Consider the following 19,537-nt stretch of genomic DNA (forward strand, 5'->3'; position numbering starts at 1 on the left):
AACATGGGCTAGACATCGGGCATGACCCAAGCCCCGCCCACCGCCGCCGTCCTGATCATCGGCGACGAGGTCCTTTCCGGCCGGACGCAGGACACCAATCTGAACGTCATCGCCCGGTTTCTGGCGGCGCTCGGGATCGACCTGCTGGAGTGCCGGACGGTCGGGGACCGCAAGGCGCAGATCGTCGACGGTTTGAACACCCTGAGGGCCGCCCACGACTATGTCTTCACCACCGGCGGGATCGGACCGACGCACGACGACATCACCGCCGACGCGGTCGCGTCGGCCTTTGGCGTGGCCCTGCCTGAGCATCCGGAGGCGATCGCCGTTCTGCAGCGGCGCTATGGCGACGACTTCAATGCGGCGCGGCGGCGGATGGCGCGGATTCCCGAAGGCGGGACGCTGATCGCCAATCCGGTGACGGACGCGCCGGGGTTCCAGATCGGCAATGTCTTCGTCATGGCCGGGGTGCCGAAGATCATGACCGCCATGCTGGAGGACGTGGCGCCCCGTCTGCGGACCGGGGCGGTCGTTCACGCCCGGACGTTGAAGGTCACGGGCGTGGGCGAGGGGGCGATCGCGGATATCCTGACGGCGGCGGCGCGGGCGGAGCGAGAGATCAGCTTCGGCAGCTATCCGTTCGGGCATGGCTCGACAGGCGAGACCGGGACCAATCTGGTCGTGCGGGGACGCGATGCGGCGAGGCTGGATGCGGCGGTCGAGGCGCTGGCGGCGGATCTGAAGGCGGCGGGCGTGGCGGTCGAACCCGCCTAGAGTCGGCGGAACGCGCCGGCCACGGCCGCATAGGCCGGGTTGGCGCGACCCTTCGAATCCAGCAACAACGGGCTGTCGTCGGTCCAGCCCCTGCCGTCGGGGCGCAGCAACCAGCTGTCGGTGTCGCGCAGGCCCCAGGTGGTGAAGGCGTAACGCTGGCGGGCCGGCAGGGCCATGAAGGACTCGGCCAGCTCGCCGACGCGGGCGACCTGCTGGGCGCGTTTCGTCGCGAGGGAGCGGGTGTCGAGGCGGTTGTCGGAGCGCATCGAGAAGTCCAGCTCGGACACATGGATCGGAAGGCCGAGGGATCCGGCGTCCTTGAAGAAGGTCGTGATCCGGCCGGCGGGGATTTCGATGTCGAGGTGGGACTGGGTCCCGATGCCGCCGATTGGCGCGCCGAGGGTCATCAGCCGCTCGACCAGCCGCAGGAAGGTCGCGCCCTTACGAGGGAGGTTCTCGAGATTGTATTCGTTGAGGAAGAGCACCGCCTCCGGGTCGGCCGCCCGGGCCTGTTCGAAGGCGCGGACGATATAGCCCTCCTGGCCCAGGGCCCGGCTGAAATGGCAGTCGCGCAGGCCGTCGCCGTCTTCGGCCACGGGCTCGTTGACCACGTCCCAGCCGGCCATCTTCCCACTATACCGTCCGGCCACGGTCGAGACGTAGCGGTCGTATTCGGCGGCGAAGCGGGCGCGGGGAAGGTCGTCGGTGAAGGTCTGCCCGCCCTGGGAATACCAGACGAGGGTGTGGCCGTGGACGCGCAGGCCCTGCTCGCGGCCCCAGTCCACGATCCGGTCGGAGGCGGAGAAGTCACAGGTGAAGTCCGGCTGCAGGATGCGTTCGGGCTTCAGCTCCCATTCGGGGGTCAGCTGGCTGACGTGCTTGCGCATCTGGGCGGCCCAGAGCGGGTCCGACAGCTGGCCGGTCATGCCGGTGGCGCCGACGGGGAAGGGGGCGAGGTCCTTCAGCGGCGCGGCCTCCCCACCGGGTGCGGGCTGGGCCGAGGCGAAGCGGTTGCAGGCCACGAGGGCGAGGGGCGTGGCGAGGAGGGAGCGGCGGTCGATCATTCTCCCTCCCCCGAAGTGGGGAGGGACGATCGCGAAGCGACCCGGGTGGGGCTGTATGAAGCATTGCCCGTCGGCGCCGCACTGACGTTCCCGGCCCGGCCGTCGCTGCGCGACGGCCACCCTCCCCACGAAGGGGAGGGAGAAGGCAATCTAGCCCGCACGCCTTCTCAGGCCCAGTTCGTCGAAGGCCGCGGTTTCGCGCTTGCCGGCGGCGATGATGCTGTTCAGCCGGGTCGTTTCGGCGACGTGTTCGAACTTCTTCAGTTCCTCGAAGGCGCCGGTGAGTGCGTCGCGGGCCCCTTCTTCCTCGGCGTCGAGGACCACCACATCGGCCTCGGCCGCGCCCTTGCGGAGCTTCCAGCCGCTCAGATAGGCCTGAAGCAACATGGCGGCGTCGGCGTCGGAGCGGGCGCGTTCCTGTTCGATCTCGGCCTCGGCCTGCAGTACGGCGATGCGCATCTCGGCGGAGGCGCGGCGGGCAGTGATCTCGGCGAGACGCTTCTGCAGCGTCTCGACCTCGTAGTTGGAAATACGGATCAGAGACTGGGCCCAGGCGGTCATGTGCGTGTACTCGTCCTCACTGGATCATTCCCTGGTTCAGGATTGCTTCCAGCTGGGTAAAGGAATCGGAAAGAGGCGTGTGATCGTCCTTGTCCTGGCCGAGGAAAGCCTCGAGCGCGGGGTTCAGGGCGATGGCGCGGTCGACGATCGGGTCGGCCCCGGTGCGGTAGGCGCCGATGCGGATCAGCTCTTCCATGTTGGCGTAGGCGCTGAGACACTGGCGGGCGCGCTTGTTCAGCTCGCGCTCGGGGGGCGTCTGACAGGCGGGCAGGGTGCGGCTGACGGACTTCAGCACGTCGATGGCCGGGAAGCGGCCGCGTTCGGCGATCTTGCGGTCCATGACGATGTGGCCGTCGAGGATGCCTCGCACGGCGTCGGCGATGGGCTCGTCATGGTCGCCGCCGTCAACGAGCACCGTGAACAGGGCGGTGATCGGACCGGCGGTCGTGCCGTCGGGACGGACGGGGCCGGGGCCCGCCCGTTCCAGCAGCTTGGGCAGTTCGGTGAAGACGGTCGGGGTGTAGCCCTTGGTGGTCGGGGGCTCGCCGGCGGCGAGGCCGATCTCGCGCTGGGCCATGGCGAAGCGGGTGACCGAGTCCATCAGGCACAGGACCTCAAGGTCCTGGTCGCGCAGATATTCGCTGATCGCCATGGTCATATAGGCGGCCTGGCGGCGCTTCAGGGCCGGTTCGTCGGAGGTGGCGACGACGACGATGGCGCGGCGCAGGCCTTCCTCGCCCAGCGTCTCCTCGATGAATTCGCGGACCTCCCGGCCCCGTTCGCCGATCAGGCCGACCACGACGACGTCGCACGTCGCCTGACGGGCCAGCATGGACAGCAGCACCGACTTGCCGACGCCGGAACCGGCGAAGATGCCGAGGCGCTGGCCCCGACAGGTGGTGGTGAAGACGTCCATCGAGCGGACCCCGAGGTCCAGCCGCTCGCCGACCCGGCCGCGCGAATGCGCCGGGGGCGGAGGCGCGCGCAGGGGATAGGCGGCGGGCCCGACCGGCAAGGGGCCCTTGCCGTCGATGGGCTGGCCGAAGGCGTCGATGATGCGGCCCAGCCACGCGATGGTCGGGCGCACACTGGCGGCGGAGGAGACGATGCGGATGTCGGCGCCCGGGGCCACGCCCTCGACCGGCCCGAACGGCATCAGCAAAGCCTTGGCGTCGCGGAAGCCGACGACCTCGGCGGGCAGGGGGCTCAGGTGGCGACGCTCGATCTCGGCCCGCGCGCCGACGGCGAGGCGCGACAGCCCGCCGCGTGATTCAATCAGCAGCCCGTTCACGCCCGCGACCTTGCCGGTCACGACCAGCGGGTCGATCGCTTCGACGGCGGCGGCGAGATTGCGCAATGGAAAGCCCCGGAACAGGCCTTCAGGGATGCGTCATCGTGGTTAACGGGGGGTGAAGGCGGCGGCGGCGGCCCTCGTCGGGGAACTTTCCCCGCTCTCCGCCCTTGCGGTTCCGTCTCAAGGCTTATCTCTTGGCGACCCTGTTCCGGAGACCGCCAATGGCCGACACGCCCTATGACCCCTCCCGCCATCTGAAAGCCGGACGCGGCAAGGTCTTCGCCTCGATCCTCGACACCATAGGCGACACGCCGCTGGTCGGTCTGCCGCGACTGTCGGCCGAGTACCAGCCTAAGGCGACCGTGCTGGCCAAGCTGGAGTTCTTCAACCCGATGGCTTCGGTCAAGGACCGCATCGGCGTGGCCATGATCGAGGCGATGGAGCAGGCGGGGCAGATCGGTCCCGACACCGTGCTGATCGAGCCCACCAGCGGCAATACCGGCATCGCCCTTGCCTTCGTCGCGGCGGCCAAGGGCTATCGGCTGATCCTGGTGATGCCCGAGAGCATGTCGATGGAGCGGCGCAAGATGCTGGCCCTGCTGGGAGCGGAACTGGTGCTGACCCCCGCCGAGAAGGGGATGAAGGGGGCCATCGCCATGGCCATGGAGCTGAAGGCGCGGACCCCCGACGCCGTCATCCCGGCCCAGTTCGATAACCCCGCCAACCCCGCCATCCACCGCGTCACCACGGCCGAGGAAATCTGGAACGACACGGCCGGTGCGGTCGACATCGTCGTCGCCGGAGTCGGCACCGGCGGGACCATCACCGGCGTCGGCCAGGTGCTCAAGGCCCGCAAGCCTTCGGTGCGGATGATCGCCGTGGAGCCGACCGCCTCGCCGGTGCTGTCGGGCGGCGAGCCCGGACCGCACAAGATCCAGGGCATCGGGGCGGGCTTCATTCCGTCGATCGTCGACCGCTCCGTGATCGACGGGGTCGAGCAGGTCTCCAACGAGGACAGTTTCGACATGGCCCGCAAGGCCGCGCGGCTGGAGGGGATTCCGGTTGGAATATCGTCGGGCGCGGCGCTGACGGCGGCCTTCCGACTGGCCTCGCAGGACGAAAACGCGGGCAGGACCATCGTCGCCATCATCCCCAGCTTCGCCGAGCGTTATCTGTCGACGGCGCTGTTCGAGGGTCTTTGACCGTCACAGCCGGTTAACCGGCGCGGCCTTACCGTCGGCCCGACATGTCCGAGCTCGCGCCCATTCACGAGGATGCCGCCCCGGAAGGCGGCTTCCGCGCGCGTCATGCGCTGCTGAAGCGCCTGGCCGACGTGGTGTCCTTGCCGGCCAGCCGGATCAACGCCTTCGAGCGCGCCGTGACCGGCGACCTGCTGGTGGAGATGCTGCGCCTGGCCAGCGCGGAGGACCGCCGCCGGGTGGCCCAGCGGCTGGCGCCCCTCGCCGAACTGCCCAATGCCCTGGCGCGTATGCTGCTGCGCGACGATCCGGCGATCGCGGGCCTGCTGATCGAACAGTGCGCCTCGCTGTCCGACGCCGATCTGGTCGCCTGCGCCCGCGACACCGGCCCGGACCACCGCTTCCTGATGGCCAGTCGCAGGTCCCTGTCCGAGGTGGTGACGGAGACGCTGCTGAGCTTCGGCGAAAGCCACGTCATCGAGGCCGTGCTGCGCAACAACACCGCCCGCCTGTGCCAGACCGCGATCGAGGGCGTGGTCAGTCTGAGCCGGCAGGAGCCGCAGCTGTGCGGCCCGGTGCTGAAGCGGCCCGAGCTTCGCCCCTCCGGGGCCTATGTCATGTTCTGGTGGTGCGGGCCCGACGACCGCCGGACCATCCTGCAGCGTTTCGCCGTGTCCCGGGAAGTCATGCAGGAGGTCGCCGAGGACGTCTTCGCCATGGCCGCAGAAGAGAACTGGCAGGACCCGGTGTCGCGCAAGGCGCTGCAGTTCATCGAGCGCCGCCAGCGCAACCGTGCGGCCATCGCCAAGAGTCCCTATGGCGGCCTGGAACAGGCCGTCGCGGCGGCGGCCGTGGGCGGGCTGAACCGGGAGGTGGCGACCGAGATCGCCTATCTGTCGGGGGTCAAGCCGATCACGGGAGCCAAGATCCTGGGCGACCCGGGGGGCGAGCCGCTGGCGATCCTGTGCAAGGCCACGGGTCTGGGCAAGAACGACCTGCGGAACCTCTGGCGGTCGATGCGCCGGCCCGAGACGGCCGCGGACGGCTCGGTCGATCCGACGTGGGAGCGGGTCCAGATCACCTATGACATGCTGGCCGTCGATCGGGCCCAGACCGTGCTGCGATACTGGAACTGGTCGCTGTCCTCGGCTTTGACGCCGGCCTTGCTCAGGGCCATTCGCGACGGGGAGGAAGAGGGGCTGGACGACTACTCCGCCCCCGAACGCGCGGCCATGCTGGCCCTGGCGGAAAATTTCGGACGCTGAATACCAAAGAGCAGCCGGGCCGGCGCCCGGTTTTACGCGGGTCGGTGGCGGCTATAGTAAACTTCCCGTATCCATTGAGAGGTCGTTGCGGTGATCCGGCGTCCGGTTGCTTTCCGCACGGAACAAATCTATTCACCGCATCACCGACTGATTCAGTCCAGAACCGATTTCAACAAGACGGGGCCTGCACGTGGAAGACAACGCTCAACTGCTCGAAATGACGGCGGACATCGTGTCGGCCTATGTCGGCAACAACAACGTTCAGGCGATTGAAGTGCCGGGTCTGATTTCCAGCATTCACGCGGCCCTGACCCAGGTTTCCAGCGGCGCCGTCGAACCCGAGCCCGAGGTCAAGGACCCGGCGGTTCCGGTGCGCAAGTCGATCACGCCCGACTTCCTGATCTGCCTCGAGGACGGCCGCAAGTTCAAGTCGCTGAAGCGCCACCTGCGCACCAAATACAATATGAGCCCCGAGGAATACCGGGCCAAATGGGGTCTGGCGAAAGACTATCCGATGGTCGCCCCGAACTACGCCAAGGCCCGTTCGGATCTGGCCAAGTCGATGGGCCTGGGCCAGGGCGGCCGCAAGCCGGCCCGCGCCGCCGCCCCCGGCCGCGCCAAGAAGTAACGCCGCCTTACCGGTGATCCGAGACGCCCGCTTCCGGCGACGGAGGCGGGCGTTTCCGCGTCCGGTCGTGGTTCAGGCCGCCTGGGCGCCGCGGCGCATGCGCCAGAAGCGCAGGGTGCGGAGGGCGGCGTCGCGGCTGAGCTCGGCGTACATGCGGGCGTAGGCGTGGGCCTTGGCCATGGCGTCGCCGTCGTCGTTCAGCAGCACCACCGCATAGGTCAGGAACAGGGCGCGATCCAGGTCCGCCGATTTGCAGACCACGGCCAGGGCGTCGAGTTCGCGGCGCTCGACGATCTGGCGGGCGGTGTGGAAATCGATCTCCGACAACTGCGCCAGGGCGATCAGGAAGGATGTGGTTCCCCCCGAACGCAGGAAGCGCGCCAGCATCCGGGGCGACAGTTGCCCGGCGGCCTTGAGCTCTTCGACATAGGCCAGGCATTCGGCGTAGTCGGCCGGCAGGGCGCCGTCGTCGGTGGCGATGCGGGTGCGACCGGCCGCGATGGCGCTTTCCAGCAGGGCCGGATCCAGACGCGCGTTCTGCTCCAGGATCCGGGTGCGCAGCCGGGCCTCGACCACGAAATACATCTCGTTCAGCAGGTCTGGCGGCAGGCTGGCCCGTTCGACCGCCGCCTCGTGCAGGGCCGGATTGGCCTTGGCGCGCTCGATCGCCGTTTCCGAGGCCCGACGTGACAGCCGGGCGCCGTCGTTGCGCAGCAGCGTGCCCAGGGTCTCGTCGTCGCCGCGCTCGACGATGACGTCCGAGACCGCTTCGGAAACCGTGGACCGGGCCGAGACGGCCCTCAGGTGGTCCTGACCGTGCTTGCGCACGACGCCCAGCAGATCGTCTTCGGTGAGCACCGGCGAGGCCGCCAGCACGGCGCCGGCCACGGCGGCCTCATCATGGGCCAGCTTGCGGATCAGGTTGTGCGGAGCGTCGGGCGCAGAGGCGAAGCGGGCCGACAGCTCGGCGCGGACGGCGCCCTCCATGTCGGCCGCCAACCGGGCCAGGACCGCGCCGTACAGGGTGTCCTCGGTGGTCGTACGGGCCGAACCGCCGAAGAAATGGTCGGTCAGTTCACGCAGGAGGGCGCGCCGTTTCTCGCTGGAACCCTCCTCGGCCAGGGCGATCAGGTCGGGAAGGCGCGAAGGCGCGAAGGTCTGGGCCGCGGTCTCGCTCACTGATGGTCCCCGTCGGACGCGGCGGGAGCGGGACGCATGCGGCCCTGGTTGTCGCGGATCAGGGTCGGACCCTGGTCCGGCTGGGCGAGGTCCTGCGACGCGGGGGTCGCGGTCATGGTGATGGCCAGGGCGTCGACATAGGTCGGCTCGGGCATTTGCAGCACGTCGGGCTGTCGGCCGTTCTGGCGATGGACGGAGTAGTAGCGCGCGCCCTGTTGCGGCGGACGCTCGCCGGTATTGGTCACCTCGGCCACGCGACGAACCGTCGGCGCGGCGGCTTCCGCGCGGGGCGCGGGGGCCGGGGGTTCGGCGGCGGGCCCAGGCGCGGGCGCCCCCCGCTGGAGGCGGAAGATCGGCGCGTCCCGGCGCGGGGCCAGGGGATCGGCCGGGTCACCCTGGGCCGGCGCGACCACGCCCGAGGGGGCGGGTTCGGCGGCGGGCGCATAGGCGACGTCGGCGGGAACGGGCTGGCCGCGACCGCCCTGATCCGGGAGGTATTCCGGCGTCGCAGCGTCGCGCGGCGCCGACGGAGCGACGCGAACCGGCGCGGGCGCTTCGGCATAGGCCGGCGCCGACGCCGGGACCGCGGCGGCGACCGGGGCGGGAGGCGGCGAAGGCGGCCGTATCCAGGCGTTGGCGGGCGTCAGGGTTCGGCGCGGCGCGGGCGCCGGGGCGGCGGGTGAAACCGGGGACGCAGTCGCGCTGAAGCCGCCATGGGGGATGACGAGGTTGGGACGGCGCAGATCGCCGCGCGCCGGGACGGGCGCGTCAGTCGGCGTCGCAGTCAGGGTCCGGCCAGACCAGGAAAGCTGGCGCAGGTCCGGGCGGGCGGCCGGCCCCGGTGTCTGGGCGGCGGCGGCGCCGGCCAGGGTCGTGGCGGCGAGGAATGCGATCGGGAGGCTGTGGGCGCGACGCAAGGTGCGGCTCCGGACGCAGGGGACTGGGGCTTCAGCCTAGTCGTCAGGGCCTTAAGGCGGGCCTAACGCGGCCTACCCGGGCGCACACGCCCAGGGTGAATATTTACAGGGTTCGCCGCCGTACGGCTCGTTCCAGCGCTCCCACCAGCGCATTGAGAGTCAGGCCCATGGCCATCAGGAGGACCAGCGCCGCGAGCATGTCGGCGGTGCGCAGGCGGTTGCCGGACTCCAGCAGGCGCCAGGCCAGCCCCTGGGTCGCGCCGGAGCCCGAGACAAACTCGGCCACCACGGCGCCGATCACCGCCAGGCCGGAGGCGACGCGAAGCCCCTCCAGCATGAAGGGCAGGGCGGCCGGCAGACGGAGGCGAACCAGGCGCTGGACGGGCGAGGCGCCGTAGAGGTCGAACAACCGCTCAAGGTCGGGATCGGCCGCCTTCAACCCGGTCAGAACCCCGGAAAACAAGGGAAAGAAGGCGACCGCGGCGGCCAGGGCGACGACGGCCCGGTCGGCGTGGTCCAGTCCGGTCCAGATGAGCACCAGCGGCGCGATGGCGACGACCGGCGTGACCTGCAGGGCGACGGCCAGGGGGCGCACGGCCTGTTCGGCGGACCGGCTCAGCGACACGGCCAGGGCGAGGCCGCCGCCGAGCACGGCGGCGGCGATCAGGGCCTGCATCGCCATCCGGAAGGTCGCCGCGGCGGATGCAGCGAGAACCGGCGCCCGGTCCACCAGGGCGACGGCGACTGCGCTGGGCGGAGGCAGGAACCACGGCGGGACATGCAGCGCCCGGCAGGCGATTTCCCATGCCGCCAGCAGCAGGGCGGTCAGCAGGAGGGGCGGGAGGAGACGCGTCATGCGACCTCGCGCGGCGCGGGCGCCATGGCGGCGGCGAGGGCCTCGGCCAGAGCTTCCACCGCCGCGCGATAGCCCGCGTCCATGCGCCAGCCCTCGGGGCGCGGCAGGGCGCCGGGTGAGGCCTGTTGCGTCGCGATGCGTCCGCTCGCCGCGTCCAGCACCAGGGCGCGTTCCGCGAGATAGACGGCTTCCTCCACATCATGGGTGACGAAGACGATGGCGGGCCGGGGCGACCGGGCGGCCCACAGCCGGTGCAGGTCCTCGATGAGGCGACGGCGGGTGACGCTGTCGAGCGCCGCGAAGGGCTCGTCGAGCAAGAGCAGGTCGGGTTCTTTGACCAGGGCGCGGGCCAGCGACACCCGCATGGCCATGCCGCCTGACAACTGGCGAGGGCGGGCGGTCAGGCGGTCGCCCAGACCCACGGCGGCCAGCGCCTCGTCCGCCCGACGACGCGCTTCGGAGGCGGTGACGCCGGCCAGTTCGAGCGGCAGGGCGACATTGGTCCGGGCGTCGGCCCAGGGCATCAGGGTGGCGGTCTGGAACACGAAGCCGGTGCGGCCAGGGGCGGCGCCGCGATCGACCCGGCCTTCCGAAGGTCGTTCCAGTCCGGCCAGCACCCGCAGGATGGTGGACTTTCCCGCGCCCGACGCGCCGACGATGGCGACGATCTCGCCCGGGGCGATGGCCAGATCGACGGGCCCGAGCGGCGGGCGGCCCTGATAGAGAACGACGGCGCCCGAGAGCGTGACTGTCGCCTCAGCCACGACCGGGCAGGTACTGGGTGGTGAAGGCCTTGCGCCAGTCCAGGCCAGCCGGATAGACGCCGGCGCCCGAGGTGACGTCGAAGAAGGCCTGCCAGCGTTCGGCGGTCATGGCCCCGAGGCCGTAGAGGGCCGCGTCACCGCCGTCGACGATACCGTTCGACTTCAGCTTGGCCCGGGCCTGATCCAGGACGGCCTGGGTCATCTCGGGGTTGTCCTTGCGGATCAGGGCGTCAGCCGCCTTGCCGTCGCCCTGGATGTAGTCGCGCCAGCCCTCGGCCGAGCCGGCGATGAAGCTGCGCAGGGCGGCGGCGTTGTCGCGGGCGAAGGCGTCGGGCGCCAGGACCATGGTGGCGTAGGAGGGATAGCCCTCGTCGGCCAGCAGGAAGACCTTGGGGGTGAAGCCCGCCGTCTGCTCGATCGTGTAGGGCTCGGAGGTCAGATACCCCTGCTGCACGGCCCGCTCGTCGGCGAGGAAGGGCGCGAGGTTGAAGGTGTATTTGCGGACCTGATCGTCGGTGAAGCCGTATTTCGCCTTCAGCCAGACCCAGAAGGCGGTGATCGAGGCGTCGGCCAGAAGGAAGGGCCGGCCCTGAAGGTCGGCGATGGATTTCAGAGCCGGGTCGGGGTGGGCGATCAGGACCTGGGGGTCCTTCTGGAAGAAGGCGGCGACGGCCTTCACCGGCGCCCCCTCGGCGACGAGGTTCAGGGGGATGAAGCTGTTGGAGCCCATGCCCAGTTCGACCGCGCCCGAAGCGAGCAGCTGGGGCACGTTCACGCCGGGCCCGCCCTGGATGATCTGGACGTTGAGTCCGCGGCGGGCGTAGGCCCCCGAAGCCAGGGCCTGATAGAAGCCGCCGTGCTCGGCCTGGGCGCGCCAGTCGGTGGCGAAGCGCAGACGGACGCGGCCCTCTTCGTCGACGGGGGCCTCGGACCGCTGGCAAGCCGATACGGCCGCCGCAGCCGCCAGCGCGCCGGCGCCCGCGATCACGGCGCGGCGGTGGAGCGAGGCTGGCCGATTCCCGCGCAAGGTCATGGCCTTGGTTTACGGCTCAGCCGGGAGAAGGGGAAGGGGCGCTCTGTGGCCGTCCGGCCGCTGCGAGGGGCGGGATGCAGGCGGCCAGCGAAATGTAACTGATGTCGCGACTTGTCTCGTATGTCACGCCGGCGTGTAGCGGTTGTCTCGCCCTGAATGTCCTGGTCCGCGATGGCGCAGACCTTGGGCTCAGGCGTCATGATTTCGGAAACATCAGACCCGGAATTGAGCGAGGGGACGAAGGTCCCCGGCGAACCGGCTTCCCTCGTCCCCTCGCCAAGTCCGGGTTGGACTTGGCCATTGAGGTTCAGGACCCTGGCCTTGCATCAGCGGGGCGAACCCTGATGATGGTCGACTGTATCCTGTCGCGCTCCTGGTCTCCGGCGTTCCACGAGGTCGAGCCCCGCGCCGTCCATCGATCCCGATCCGGTTCCCTCGGGGTCTTCTCCGGCCGAAGCCTTCGAAAAGTCCCTTGGGCCTTGATCCTGTCTCCCGTCCGTTAAGGTCGAAACCCCCCGGTGCGTTCGATCAGAGAGCCGGGCCGGTCCGCTTTGAGCCCCGGGTCTCCCCGGTTTTCCGCGCCGCCGTGTCCCTCGGCCTGATCAAGCTCGCTCCGATCCGCGGATGTGGCAAGCGGTCTGGAACGGGCTGTTGTGGATGAGTCTGGGGACAAATCGTGCGAATACGATCGGCGCTTGTGATGAAAGAGCAATTTCCTTCGACGGGTGAAGGATTTGCAGGTTCTGCACAGTCGCAGGAAGACGCCCTGAAATTCGTCCGAAACGCGCCCTTTTCGGGCGTCAGACGCCGAGCGCCTCGCGTTTGGCCTCGAGCTCCAGCCACTCCTCCTCGGCGGCGGCCAGCAGGGCGCGGGCGCGGTCGGCGTTGGCGGTGGCGCGGTCGAAGGCCTTGCGGTCTCGGGCGTAGAGACCGGGGTCGGCCAGGGTCGCCTCGTGGCGGGCGATGTCGGCCGGGAGGGTGGCGAGCAGACCTTCCAGCTCCTTCAGGCGGTGCGCGTCCTTGAAAGTCAGCTTGCCGGGCTTCTTCGGCGCGGCGGAGACCGAGGCGGGCGCGGGGGCGGCCTCGGCGCGGCGGGCGGCGTCCTTGTCCTGCGGCCGGGGGTTGGCGCCGGGCTGGAGGAAGCCGGGGTTCTGGCGGATGAAGTCGGTCCAGCCGCCGGGCGTCTCGACGATGTCGCCACGGCCGTTCATGGCGATGGTCGAGGTCGCCAGCCGGTCAACGAAGTCGCGGTCGTGGCTGACCAGGATCAGGGTGCCGTCGTAGGACTCCAGCAGCTCTTCCAGCTTGTCGAGCGTGTCCATGTCGAGGTCGTTGGTCGGTTCGTCGAGGACCAGCATGTTGGCGGGCTTGGCGAGGGCGCGGGCCAGCAGCAGGCGGTTGCGCTCGCCGCCGGACAGGGTGGAGATCGGCTGGCGCAACTGGCCTTCCTGGAACAGGAAGTCCTTGGCGTAGGCGGCGACGTGTTTGGATATGCCGCGCACCAGCACGCTGTCGCCGCCGCCGGGAGTCAGGGCGTCCCACAGGGTCATGTCGCTGCGCAGGCCCTCGCGCGACTGGTCGAGGTAGACGGGCTCGAGATTGGCGCCGAGGCGGACCGTGCCCTCGTCAGGCTTGAGCTGGCCGAGCAGGATCTTGACCAGGGTGGTCTTGCCCGCGCCGTTGGGGCCGACGATGGCCAGCCGGTCGCCGCGGATGACCCGTGTGGTGAACGGCTTGATGACGGTGCGGTCGCCGAAGGTCTTGGTCACACCCTTGAGCTCGGCCACCAGCTTGCCGGACGTGGCGCCGGAATCGACGCCGAGGTTGAGCTCGCGGGGGACGTCCTTGAGCCGTTCGCTGCGATCGGCGCGCAGGGCTTCGAGCGAGCGCGCGCGACCTTCATTGCGGGTACGGCGGGCGGTGATGGAGCGGTAGAAGGTCTCGGTCTCGCGCTCGATGGTCTTGGTCAGCCGCTGCAGGGACTGGGCTTCTTCATCCTGGACCTTGGTGGACCATTCGTCGAAGGCGGCGAAGCCCTTGTTGAGCGTGCGGACGCGGCGGCCCTCCAGCCAGTGGCAGGACTGGGTGACGCGGTTGAGGAAGGCGCGGTCGTGGCTGACGACCAGGACCGAGAATCGGGCCTGGAGCAGTTCCTCCTCGAGCAATTCGATGGCCAGGATGTCGAGGTGGTTGGTCGGCTCGTCGAGCAGCAGCAGGTCAGGCTCTTCGGCGAAGGCCTTGGCCAGGGCGGCGCGGCGGATCTCGCCGCCGGACAGGTTGACCGCGGGCTTTTCGGGATCGAGGCCGAAGGTGGCCAGCCAGGCCTCGGCGGTCCAGCGCTCGGCGCCTTCCGAGGCGGCGTAGTCAAGCAGGGTCTCGCCGGTGATGACGGGCTCCTGGGGCACATAGGCGAAGCGGACGCCGGCCTGGACGGAGCGATCGCCGGCGTCGGGCTCGATCAGGCCCATGACCATCTTCATCAGGGTCGACTTGCCGGCCCCGTTGCGGCCGACCAGGGCGGCGCGGGTGCGCGGCTCGACGGCGATGTCGACGCCGTCAAACAGCGGGCGCTGGCCGTCCTGGAGGCGGACGTTCTTGAGGGCGACGAGAGGAGGACGGGGAGCCATGGAAACCCTGGACACGCGCGGGGAGTTTGGGGGCGACGGGGAGGCCGCGCGGTCGAAGGCGGCCATATAGGGTGTACGGGGCTTCATGACCACCGGCAGGCGCAGGCGACTTGTGCGAGACAGGGCGGCGCGGAGGGTTTAACAGGCCGCCGATGGAACGGCCCTTCTGGCAAGCCAAACGCCTCGAACAGATGACCCGCGAAGAGTGGGAAAGCCTGTGTGACGGCTGTGGTCTGTGCTGCCTCGTCCGGTTCGAGGACGAAGACACCGGCGAAGTGGTTCCGACGCGGGTGCACTGCAAGCTGTTCGACGCCGCGCGCTGCACCTGCACCGACTACGCCAACCGGCGCGAGCATGTGCCCGATTGCATCAAGCTGACGCCGTGGAACATCGAGGCGCTGAAGTGGATGCCGAAGTCTTGCGGATACCGCCGCATCAATGAGGGCCGGGGATTGGCGGACTGGCATCCGCTGGTGTCTGGCGATCCCGAGAGCGTGCACAGGGCTGGCGTGTCGGTGCGGGGCCAGACGGTCTCGGAACGCGCGCTGAAGCGGTCCGAAGACGCCCTGGACTTCGAGGCGCCGGAGTGGATGGTCGAAAGAGGCGGCGACCAGGGCCGCTAACCGAAACTTCGTTGTTCGCCCCGCAAACTGAAGGCATGGGAGCGAAGAGTTCGAAAACGCTGCGGAAAGCGGCGGCGAGCCAACTGGACCTTGAGAGCCCGTTCGACCGGCTGACAGCGCTCGCCTGCGCCATCTTCGACATGCCTCATGCCATGATTGGAGTGTGCGACGGCGACCGGACCGTGTTCCGCGCCAACGTCGGCCTCGGTCAGAGCCAGATGCCGCGGAATCTGTCGGCGACCAATATGGTGGCCAGCCAGGGGCCCGGCGCTGTGCTGGTGATCGAGGACGCCCTGGCGGACGAAAGGGTCCGCAACCATCCGATGGTGACTGGAAAACCCCATCTCCGGTTCTTCGCCGGCGTCGGCGTCGTCAACGCGGTCGGCGAAAGCGTGGGCGCCATCGGCGTGATGGACATCCGGGCGCGTCCTCGGCCGAGCCATGCGGAGATCGAGAACCTGAAGCTGCTGGCCCGCATGGCCGGCGAGATTCTCGACCGGGCTGAGGCTGCCCGCGAACGAGAGGAACAGCTGGAACTGCTGCGCCTCACCGAGGAGATGGCCGGCGTCGGGCATTGGCGAATGGACGCCGAGACGTTCAAGTCGACATGGTCGGACCGCGTCTACGCCATCTACGGCGTGACGAGGGAGACCTACGATCCCGGGCTGGACGATGCGATCGCGTTTTTCCACCCCGACGATCGGGCGAGGGTCCGGGAAGCGGTCATGCATGGCTTGACGGCTGGCGAAGCCTTCCGAATCCGGGCGCGTCTGATCCGGGCCGATGGCGAGGAACGGCTGGTCGAGACGCGGGCGCAAACCGAGCGGAACGCGGACGGACGCGTGACGGCGATGTTCGGCGTGTTCCAGGATGTGACCGAAGCCGAAGAAGCGGCACAACGGATCGCCGAAAGCGAGCGTCGTTACCGGCTGCTGGCTGATCGCGCGACCGACATCATCATCGCATACGGCGTGGACGGCGTGGTGACCTATGTGTCGCCATCCATCGAGACGGTCAGCGGATACGCCCCCAAGGACGTGATCGGACGACCCGTGACGGATATGATCCATCCCGACGATGTGCCGGCCCTGGCCGAGAGTTTCCGGGAATTCGTCAATTCCCCGCCCGAGTGGGCGCATCGCGGCGTGACGTATCGGGGCCTGACAAGATCGGGAGTCCGCTGGTTCGAAGCCCGGACATCGATCATCCGCGACGACGACGGGCGGGTTGTCGAGTTCCAGGATGTCGTGCGCGACGTGACCGACACAAAGCATCTGGAGGAGGCGTTGACAGAGGCGCGCGACCGGGCCGAGGCCGGGGCGCGCGCCAAGTCGGAGTTCCTGGCCAATATGAGTCACGAGTTGCGGACGCCTCTGACCAGCGTGATCGGCTTCTCGGGCCTGCTGGCAGGCAGCTCGAACCTGCCTCCGGCCGAGCGGACCTGGGCCAACCGGATCGCCACGGCGAGCGAGGCGCTGCTGGCCGTGATCAACGACATTCTGGACTACTCCAAGCTGGAGGCTGACGCGGTCGATCTGGATCCGCAGCCGTTCGATCCCCGCGCCCTGGCGGCGGCCGCGGCGGCGATCGTGGAGTCGCAATGCCTGGCCCGGGGCCTGACCCTGACCGTTGATGTCGCGGCCGGGCTGCCGGCGGCGCTGATGGGAGACGAGGGCCGGCTGCGGCAGGTAACCCTTAACTTCCTCTCCAATGCGGTGAAATTCACCTCGGAGGGCGAGATCAGACTGACGGTCGCGGAGGATCGCGGGCAGTTGAGGGTGGCCGTGAGCGACAGCGGGATCGGCATCGCCCCGGACAAGATCAGACAGTTGTTCGACCGGTTCACCCAGGCCGACGCCTCGACCACACGAGTCTACGGCGGGACCGGACTGGGACTGGCCATCTCGCACCGCCTGATCACGATGATGGGGGGGAAGATCGGCGCGGAGAGCAGGCCTGCGGAGGGGTCGACCTTCTGGTTCACGATCCCCCTGCGCTGCGCGAAGACGGCGGCGGTACCGGTCGGTCCGGTTGCTCTGGCCGTTCCAGCCGGACTGCGGGTGTTGATGGCCGACGACGCCCCGGCGAACCGGGAACTGGTCAGCGCGATAATGGACGGGTTTGGCGTGGCTCTCGACACCGTCCGCGATGGGGCCGAGGCGGTGGAAGCCGCCCGGTCCGGCGGATACGACCTGATCCTGATGGACGTGCATATGCCGGTAATGGACGGACTGGCGGCGACGCGCGCGATCCGCGCCATGGGCGGGGCGGTGGCGCGGACCCCGATCGTCGCCCTGACAGCCAACGTCCAGCCGGAGCACGTGGAGCGTTGCATCGCAGCCGGGATGGACGGTCACGTCGGCAAGCCGATCCAGGTCGCGGAGTTGCTGGCGGTCATGACCCGCGCCTCGCAATCCGCCGCGAAAGCGACAAAGCCCGGCGCGGATGAGGCGGCGGCCTGACCGCGAGGCGACCTTGCGGCGCCTGACATGGCGTGACGCTGTGCTGACCTTTCGGGAATCTATAGTCGGGTTCAAGAGATAAAGTCTTTTCCGAACAACAGGATGGTCTTTTCCCGATCTGATCTGCCCGCCTTGGTGCGCTGGTCCGGTACTGTTTGGGCATGACGGGAAATCGGGACCGGGTCGCAGCCCGGGCCTGGCGGTCGCCCTCGTCCAGACGTTGACGGACCTGCTCCGCGCGCGGCGGGCCAGGCGGAGCCTGGGCGCGTTGTGCGGTGGTTCCGGCACCGGGCGGTCCGGGACGGATATTCGGGAAGGAACAGGATGCAGAAGCTGCGCTGGCCGATCGGTCGCCGCGGGCGTGAAACCGCGCCCGAAATCAAGGACAGCCGGGCCGGGGCGCTGATCGCCCTGACCAGCGGCGGGCGGGCGCGGTGGACGCCGCGCGACTACGCCCATCTGGCGGTCGAGGGGTTCGGGAAGAACGCGGTGGCCTATCGCTGCGTGCGGATGATCGCGGAGGCGGCGGCGTCGACCCCGTTGGTCCTGTTCGCCGATGGGGTGAGAACAGAGAACCACCCGCTGGCCCGGCTGCTGGCGCGACCCAATCCCGAGCAGTCGGGGGCGGAGTGGCTGGAGACGCTGTACGGGGCGCTGCAGACGGCGGGCAACGCCTATGCCGAGGCGGTGGGCGAGGCCGAGCCCGAGGAGCTTTGGACCCTGCGACCGGACCGGGTGAAGGTGGTCCCGGGACGCGCCGGCTGGGCCGAGGCGTATGACTATTCCGTCGATGGACGATCGGTGCGGATCGGCCGCGCGGCCGACGGCTGGATGCCGGTGATGCAGTTGAAGCTGTTTCATCCGACGGACGATCATTACGGGTTTTCGCCGCTGGAGGCGGCGGCTTCGGCCATTGATGTGCACAACGCGTCGGGGGCCTGGAACAAGGCGCTTCTGGACAATGCTGCGCGGCCCTCCGGGGCGCTGGTCTATGCGGCGAAGGATGGGGAGCGGCTGACGGCCGAGCAGTTCGAGGGACTACGGGCGCAGGTCAACGAGAGCCACGCCGGGACGGTGAACGCCGGGCGGCCGCTGATCCTGGAAGGCGGGCTGGACTGGAAGCCGATGAGCTGGACTCCCGCCGATATGGATTTCATCGCCGGCAAGCATGCCGCGGCGCGCGAGATCGCGCTGGCGTTCGGGGTGCCGCCGCAACTGCTGGGGATTCCCGGGGATGCGACCTACGCCAACTATCGCGAGGCCAATGCGGCTTTCTGGCGGGGGACGGTGGTTCCGCTGGCGCGGAAGACGGCTGCGGCGCTGGGCGGGTGGCTCGGCGGACGGTTCCCGGGGATCAGGATCGAGGCGGATCTGGAGGCGCTGCCCGCGTTGCAGCCCGAGCGGGACGCGCTGTGGGCGCGACTGAATGCGGCGGCCTTCCTGACCGATGACGAGCGGCGGCGAATGGCGGGGCTGGGTGACTGATGGAAAGCCTGAAGAAGGTTCCGGTGGCGCTGATCGGGGCGCTGGCGCTGCAGACGATCGGCGGACTGGTCTGGGCCGGCGGGGCGGCGGCCCGGATCGCGACGCTTGAGGAACGGGTCGCCGAGCAGCGGCTGGTGGCCGAAAGGCTGGCGCGGCTGGAGGAGCAGAGCGTGGCGACGCGGGCGGCCGTGGAGCGGGTCGAGCGCCGGTTGGAACGCCGCGGATGACGGCGCTCGCCGGGGCCGATGCAGGCCTGAGGATCGAAGGCTACGCTTCGTTGTGGGGTGTGGCCGATCTGAACGGGGACGTCGTCGCCAAGGGCGCCTTCTCCGCCAGCCTGGCCAGGACGGGCGCGCGGGGCGTGCGGATGCTGCACCAGCATGAGAACCGGGCGGTGGTCGGAGTCTGGGACCGGATGGTCGAGGACGAACGCGGCCTGTGGGTTCAGGGCCGGATCATGGACTGGTCGGCCGAGGCGCGGTTCGCGGGGGCCCTGTCCGGGGCAGGGGCGCTGGACGGGTTGTCGATCGGGTTTCGGAGCAGCCGGGCGCGTCGCGAGGGGCGGCTGCGGGTGCTGGTCGAGGTGGATCTGTGGGAGGTGTCTCTGGTGACGTTCCCGATGCTGCCAGGCGCGCGGTTCGGGGTGGCGCGCGCCGCGACGATGACATCGGGAAGCCGCCGCAACCGGTGAACCGCCGGCGCGCCGGATAGCGGCTCGGCGAGAGGGTCCCGCTCAGCGGGATCCGGACCCGGTCGTGCGGGGAGGACCGCGCATTCAAGGGTTCGTGAAGTCCAAAGACGCCTCC

The 19,537-nt window shown here is 69.5% G+C and carries 18 protein-coding genes; 9 read left to right on the forward strand and 9 right to left on the reverse strand.

What is annotated here, in order from left to right; translation table 11 throughout:
• The first annotated feature begins 21 nt into the window (after positions 1-21).
• Positions 22-774 (forward strand): competence/damage-inducible protein A, encoded by a 753-nt coding sequence (locus tag ASD59_RS03210; RefSeq protein ID WP_055828205.1) that lies wholly within the window; start codon positions 22-24, stop codon positions 772-774.
• Here the strand turns inward: ASD59_RS03210 and ASD59_RS03215 are convergent.
• From ASD59_RS03215 to fliI, 3 genes are all read right to left on the reverse strand, one after another.
• Positions 771-1,838 carry an endo-1,4-beta-xylanase gene (locus ASD59_RS03215; RefSeq protein ID WP_055828207.1) on the reverse strand — a complete coding sequence of 356 codons (1,068 nt, stop codon included), beginning with the start codon at positions 1,836-1,838 and terminating at the stop codon, positions 771-773. The two genes, ASD59_RS03210 and ASD59_RS03215, sit on opposite strands and share 4 nt — an antisense overlap.
• A 150-nt stretch (positions 1,839-1,988) precedes the next feature.
• On the reverse strand, positions 1,989-2,399 hold the full coding sequence (locus ASD59_RS03220; RefSeq protein WP_055828209.1) for a flagellar export protein FliJ: 411 nt from the start codon (positions 2,397-2,399) through the stop codon (positions 1,989-1,991).
• Between the two features lie 16 nt (positions 2,400-2,415).
• Positions 2,416-3,756, reverse strand: a complete 1,341-nt coding sequence (gene fliI / locus ASD59_RS03225) for a flagellar protein export ATPase FliI (protein WP_055828211.1) — start codon at positions 3,754-3,756, stop codon at positions 2,416-2,418.
• A gap of 158 nt (positions 3,757-3,914) precedes the next feature.
• On the opposite strand from fliI, the gene cysK reads away from it, so the two are divergent.
• The 3 genes from cysK to ASD59_RS03240 all read left to right on the forward strand — a co-directional run bounded on the left by cysK (position 3,915) and on the right by ASD59_RS03240 (position 6,785).
• Positions 3,915-4,895, forward strand: a complete 981-nt coding sequence (gene cysK, locus ASD59_RS03230; protein ID WP_055828213.1) for a cysteine synthase A — start codon at positions 3,915-3,917, stop codon at positions 4,893-4,895.
• A gap of 44 nt (positions 4,896-4,939) precedes the next feature.
• Complete coding sequence (locus ASD59_RS03235) at positions 4,940-6,157, forward strand: DUF2336 domain-containing protein (RefSeq protein ID WP_055828216.1); 1,218 nt, start codon at positions 4,940-4,942, stop codon at positions 6,155-6,157.
• Positions 6,158-6,347: 190 nt separating this feature from the next.
• Positions 6,348-6,785, forward strand: coding sequence for a MucR family transcriptional regulator (locus tag ASD59_RS03240; RefSeq protein WP_055828219.1), 438 nt, complete (start codon positions 6,348-6,350; stop codon positions 6,783-6,785).
• A 72-nt stretch (positions 6,786-6,857) separates the two neighbouring features.
• Here the strand turns inward: ASD59_RS03240 and ASD59_RS03245 are convergent, their stop codons facing one another.
• The 6 genes from ASD59_RS03245 to ASD59_RS03270 all read right to left on the reverse strand — a co-directional run bounded on the left by ASD59_RS03245 (position 6,858) and on the right by ASD59_RS03270 (position 14,161).
• Positions 6,858-7,964: a DUF2336 domain-containing protein gene (locus ASD59_RS03245; protein WP_055828221.1), complete on the reverse strand. Its 1,107-nt coding sequence runs from the start codon at positions 7,962-7,964 to the stop codon at positions 6,858-6,860.
• Complete coding sequence (locus tag ASD59_RS03250; RefSeq protein ID WP_055828223.1) at positions 7,961-8,881, reverse strand: hypothetical protein; 921 nt, start codon at positions 8,879-8,881, stop codon at positions 7,961-7,963. The genes ASD59_RS03245 and ASD59_RS03250 overlap by 4 nt, the downstream gene beginning before the upstream one ends.
• Before the next feature lie 103 nt (positions 8,882-8,984).
• Entirely contained in the window at positions 8,985-9,737 is a 753-nt protein-coding gene (locus tag ASD59_RS03255) for an ABC transporter permease (RefSeq protein WP_055828225.1), read from the reverse strand.
• A complete protein-coding gene (locus ASD59_RS03260; RefSeq protein WP_055828227.1) occupies positions 9,734-10,501 on the reverse strand; it encodes an ABC transporter ATP-binding protein in 768 nt (255 codons plus the stop codon). Before ASD59_RS03260 ends, ASD59_RS03255 begins: the two co-directional genes overlap by 4 nt.
• A complete protein-coding gene (locus ASD59_RS03265; RefSeq protein ID WP_055828232.1) occupies positions 10,494-11,534 on the reverse strand; it encodes an ABC transporter substrate-binding protein in 1,041 nt (346 codons plus the stop codon). Before ASD59_RS03265 ends, ASD59_RS03260 begins: the two co-directional genes overlap by 8 nt.
• Positions 11,535-12,334: 800 nt before the next feature.
• A complete protein-coding gene (locus ASD59_RS03270; protein ID WP_055829668.1) occupies positions 12,335-14,161 on the reverse strand; it encodes an ABC-F family ATP-binding cassette domain-containing protein in 1,827 nt (608 codons plus the stop codon).
• Positions 14,162-14,313: 152 nt separating this feature from the next.
• Here ASD59_RS03270 and ASD59_RS03275 point away from each other — a divergent pair, with 152 nt between their 5' ends.
• From ASD59_RS03275 to ASD59_RS03295, 5 genes are all read left to right on the forward strand, one after another.
• Positions 14,314-14,784 carry a YcgN family cysteine cluster protein gene (locus ASD59_RS03275; protein WP_055828235.1) on the forward strand — a complete coding sequence of 157 codons (471 nt, stop codon included), beginning with the start codon at positions 14,314-14,316 and terminating at the stop codon, positions 14,782-14,784.
• A 35-nt stretch (positions 14,785-14,819) separates the two neighbouring features.
• Entirely contained in the window at positions 14,820-17,246 is a 2,427-nt protein-coding gene (locus ASD59_RS03280; RefSeq protein WP_055828237.1) for a PAS domain S-box protein, read from the forward strand.
• 324 nt (positions 17,247-17,570) lie between these two features.
• Positions 17,571-18,731, forward strand: a complete 1,161-nt coding sequence (locus tag ASD59_RS03285; RefSeq protein ID WP_055828240.1) for a phage portal protein — start codon at positions 17,571-17,573, stop codon at positions 18,729-18,731.
• Entirely contained in the window at positions 18,731-18,958 is a 228-nt protein-coding gene (locus ASD59_RS03290; protein WP_055828243.1) for a hypothetical protein, read from the forward strand. Before ASD59_RS03285 ends, ASD59_RS03290 begins: the two co-directional genes overlap by 1 nt.
• The gene (locus ASD59_RS03295; RefSeq protein WP_055828246.1) at positions 18,955-19,422 is read left to right on the forward strand and encodes an HK97 family phage prohead protease; all 468 of its coding nucleotides are present in this window, start codon (positions 18,955-18,957) and stop codon (positions 19,420-19,422) included. The genes ASD59_RS03290 and ASD59_RS03295 overlap by 4 nt, the downstream gene beginning before the upstream one ends.
• Positions 19,423-19,537 lie beyond the last annotated feature (115 nt).

It is taken from the genome of Brevundimonas sp. Root608, from assembly GCF_001427825.1.
Taxonomy (GTDB): domain Bacteria; phylum Pseudomonadota; class Alphaproteobacteria; order Caulobacterales; family Caulobacteraceae; genus Brevundimonas.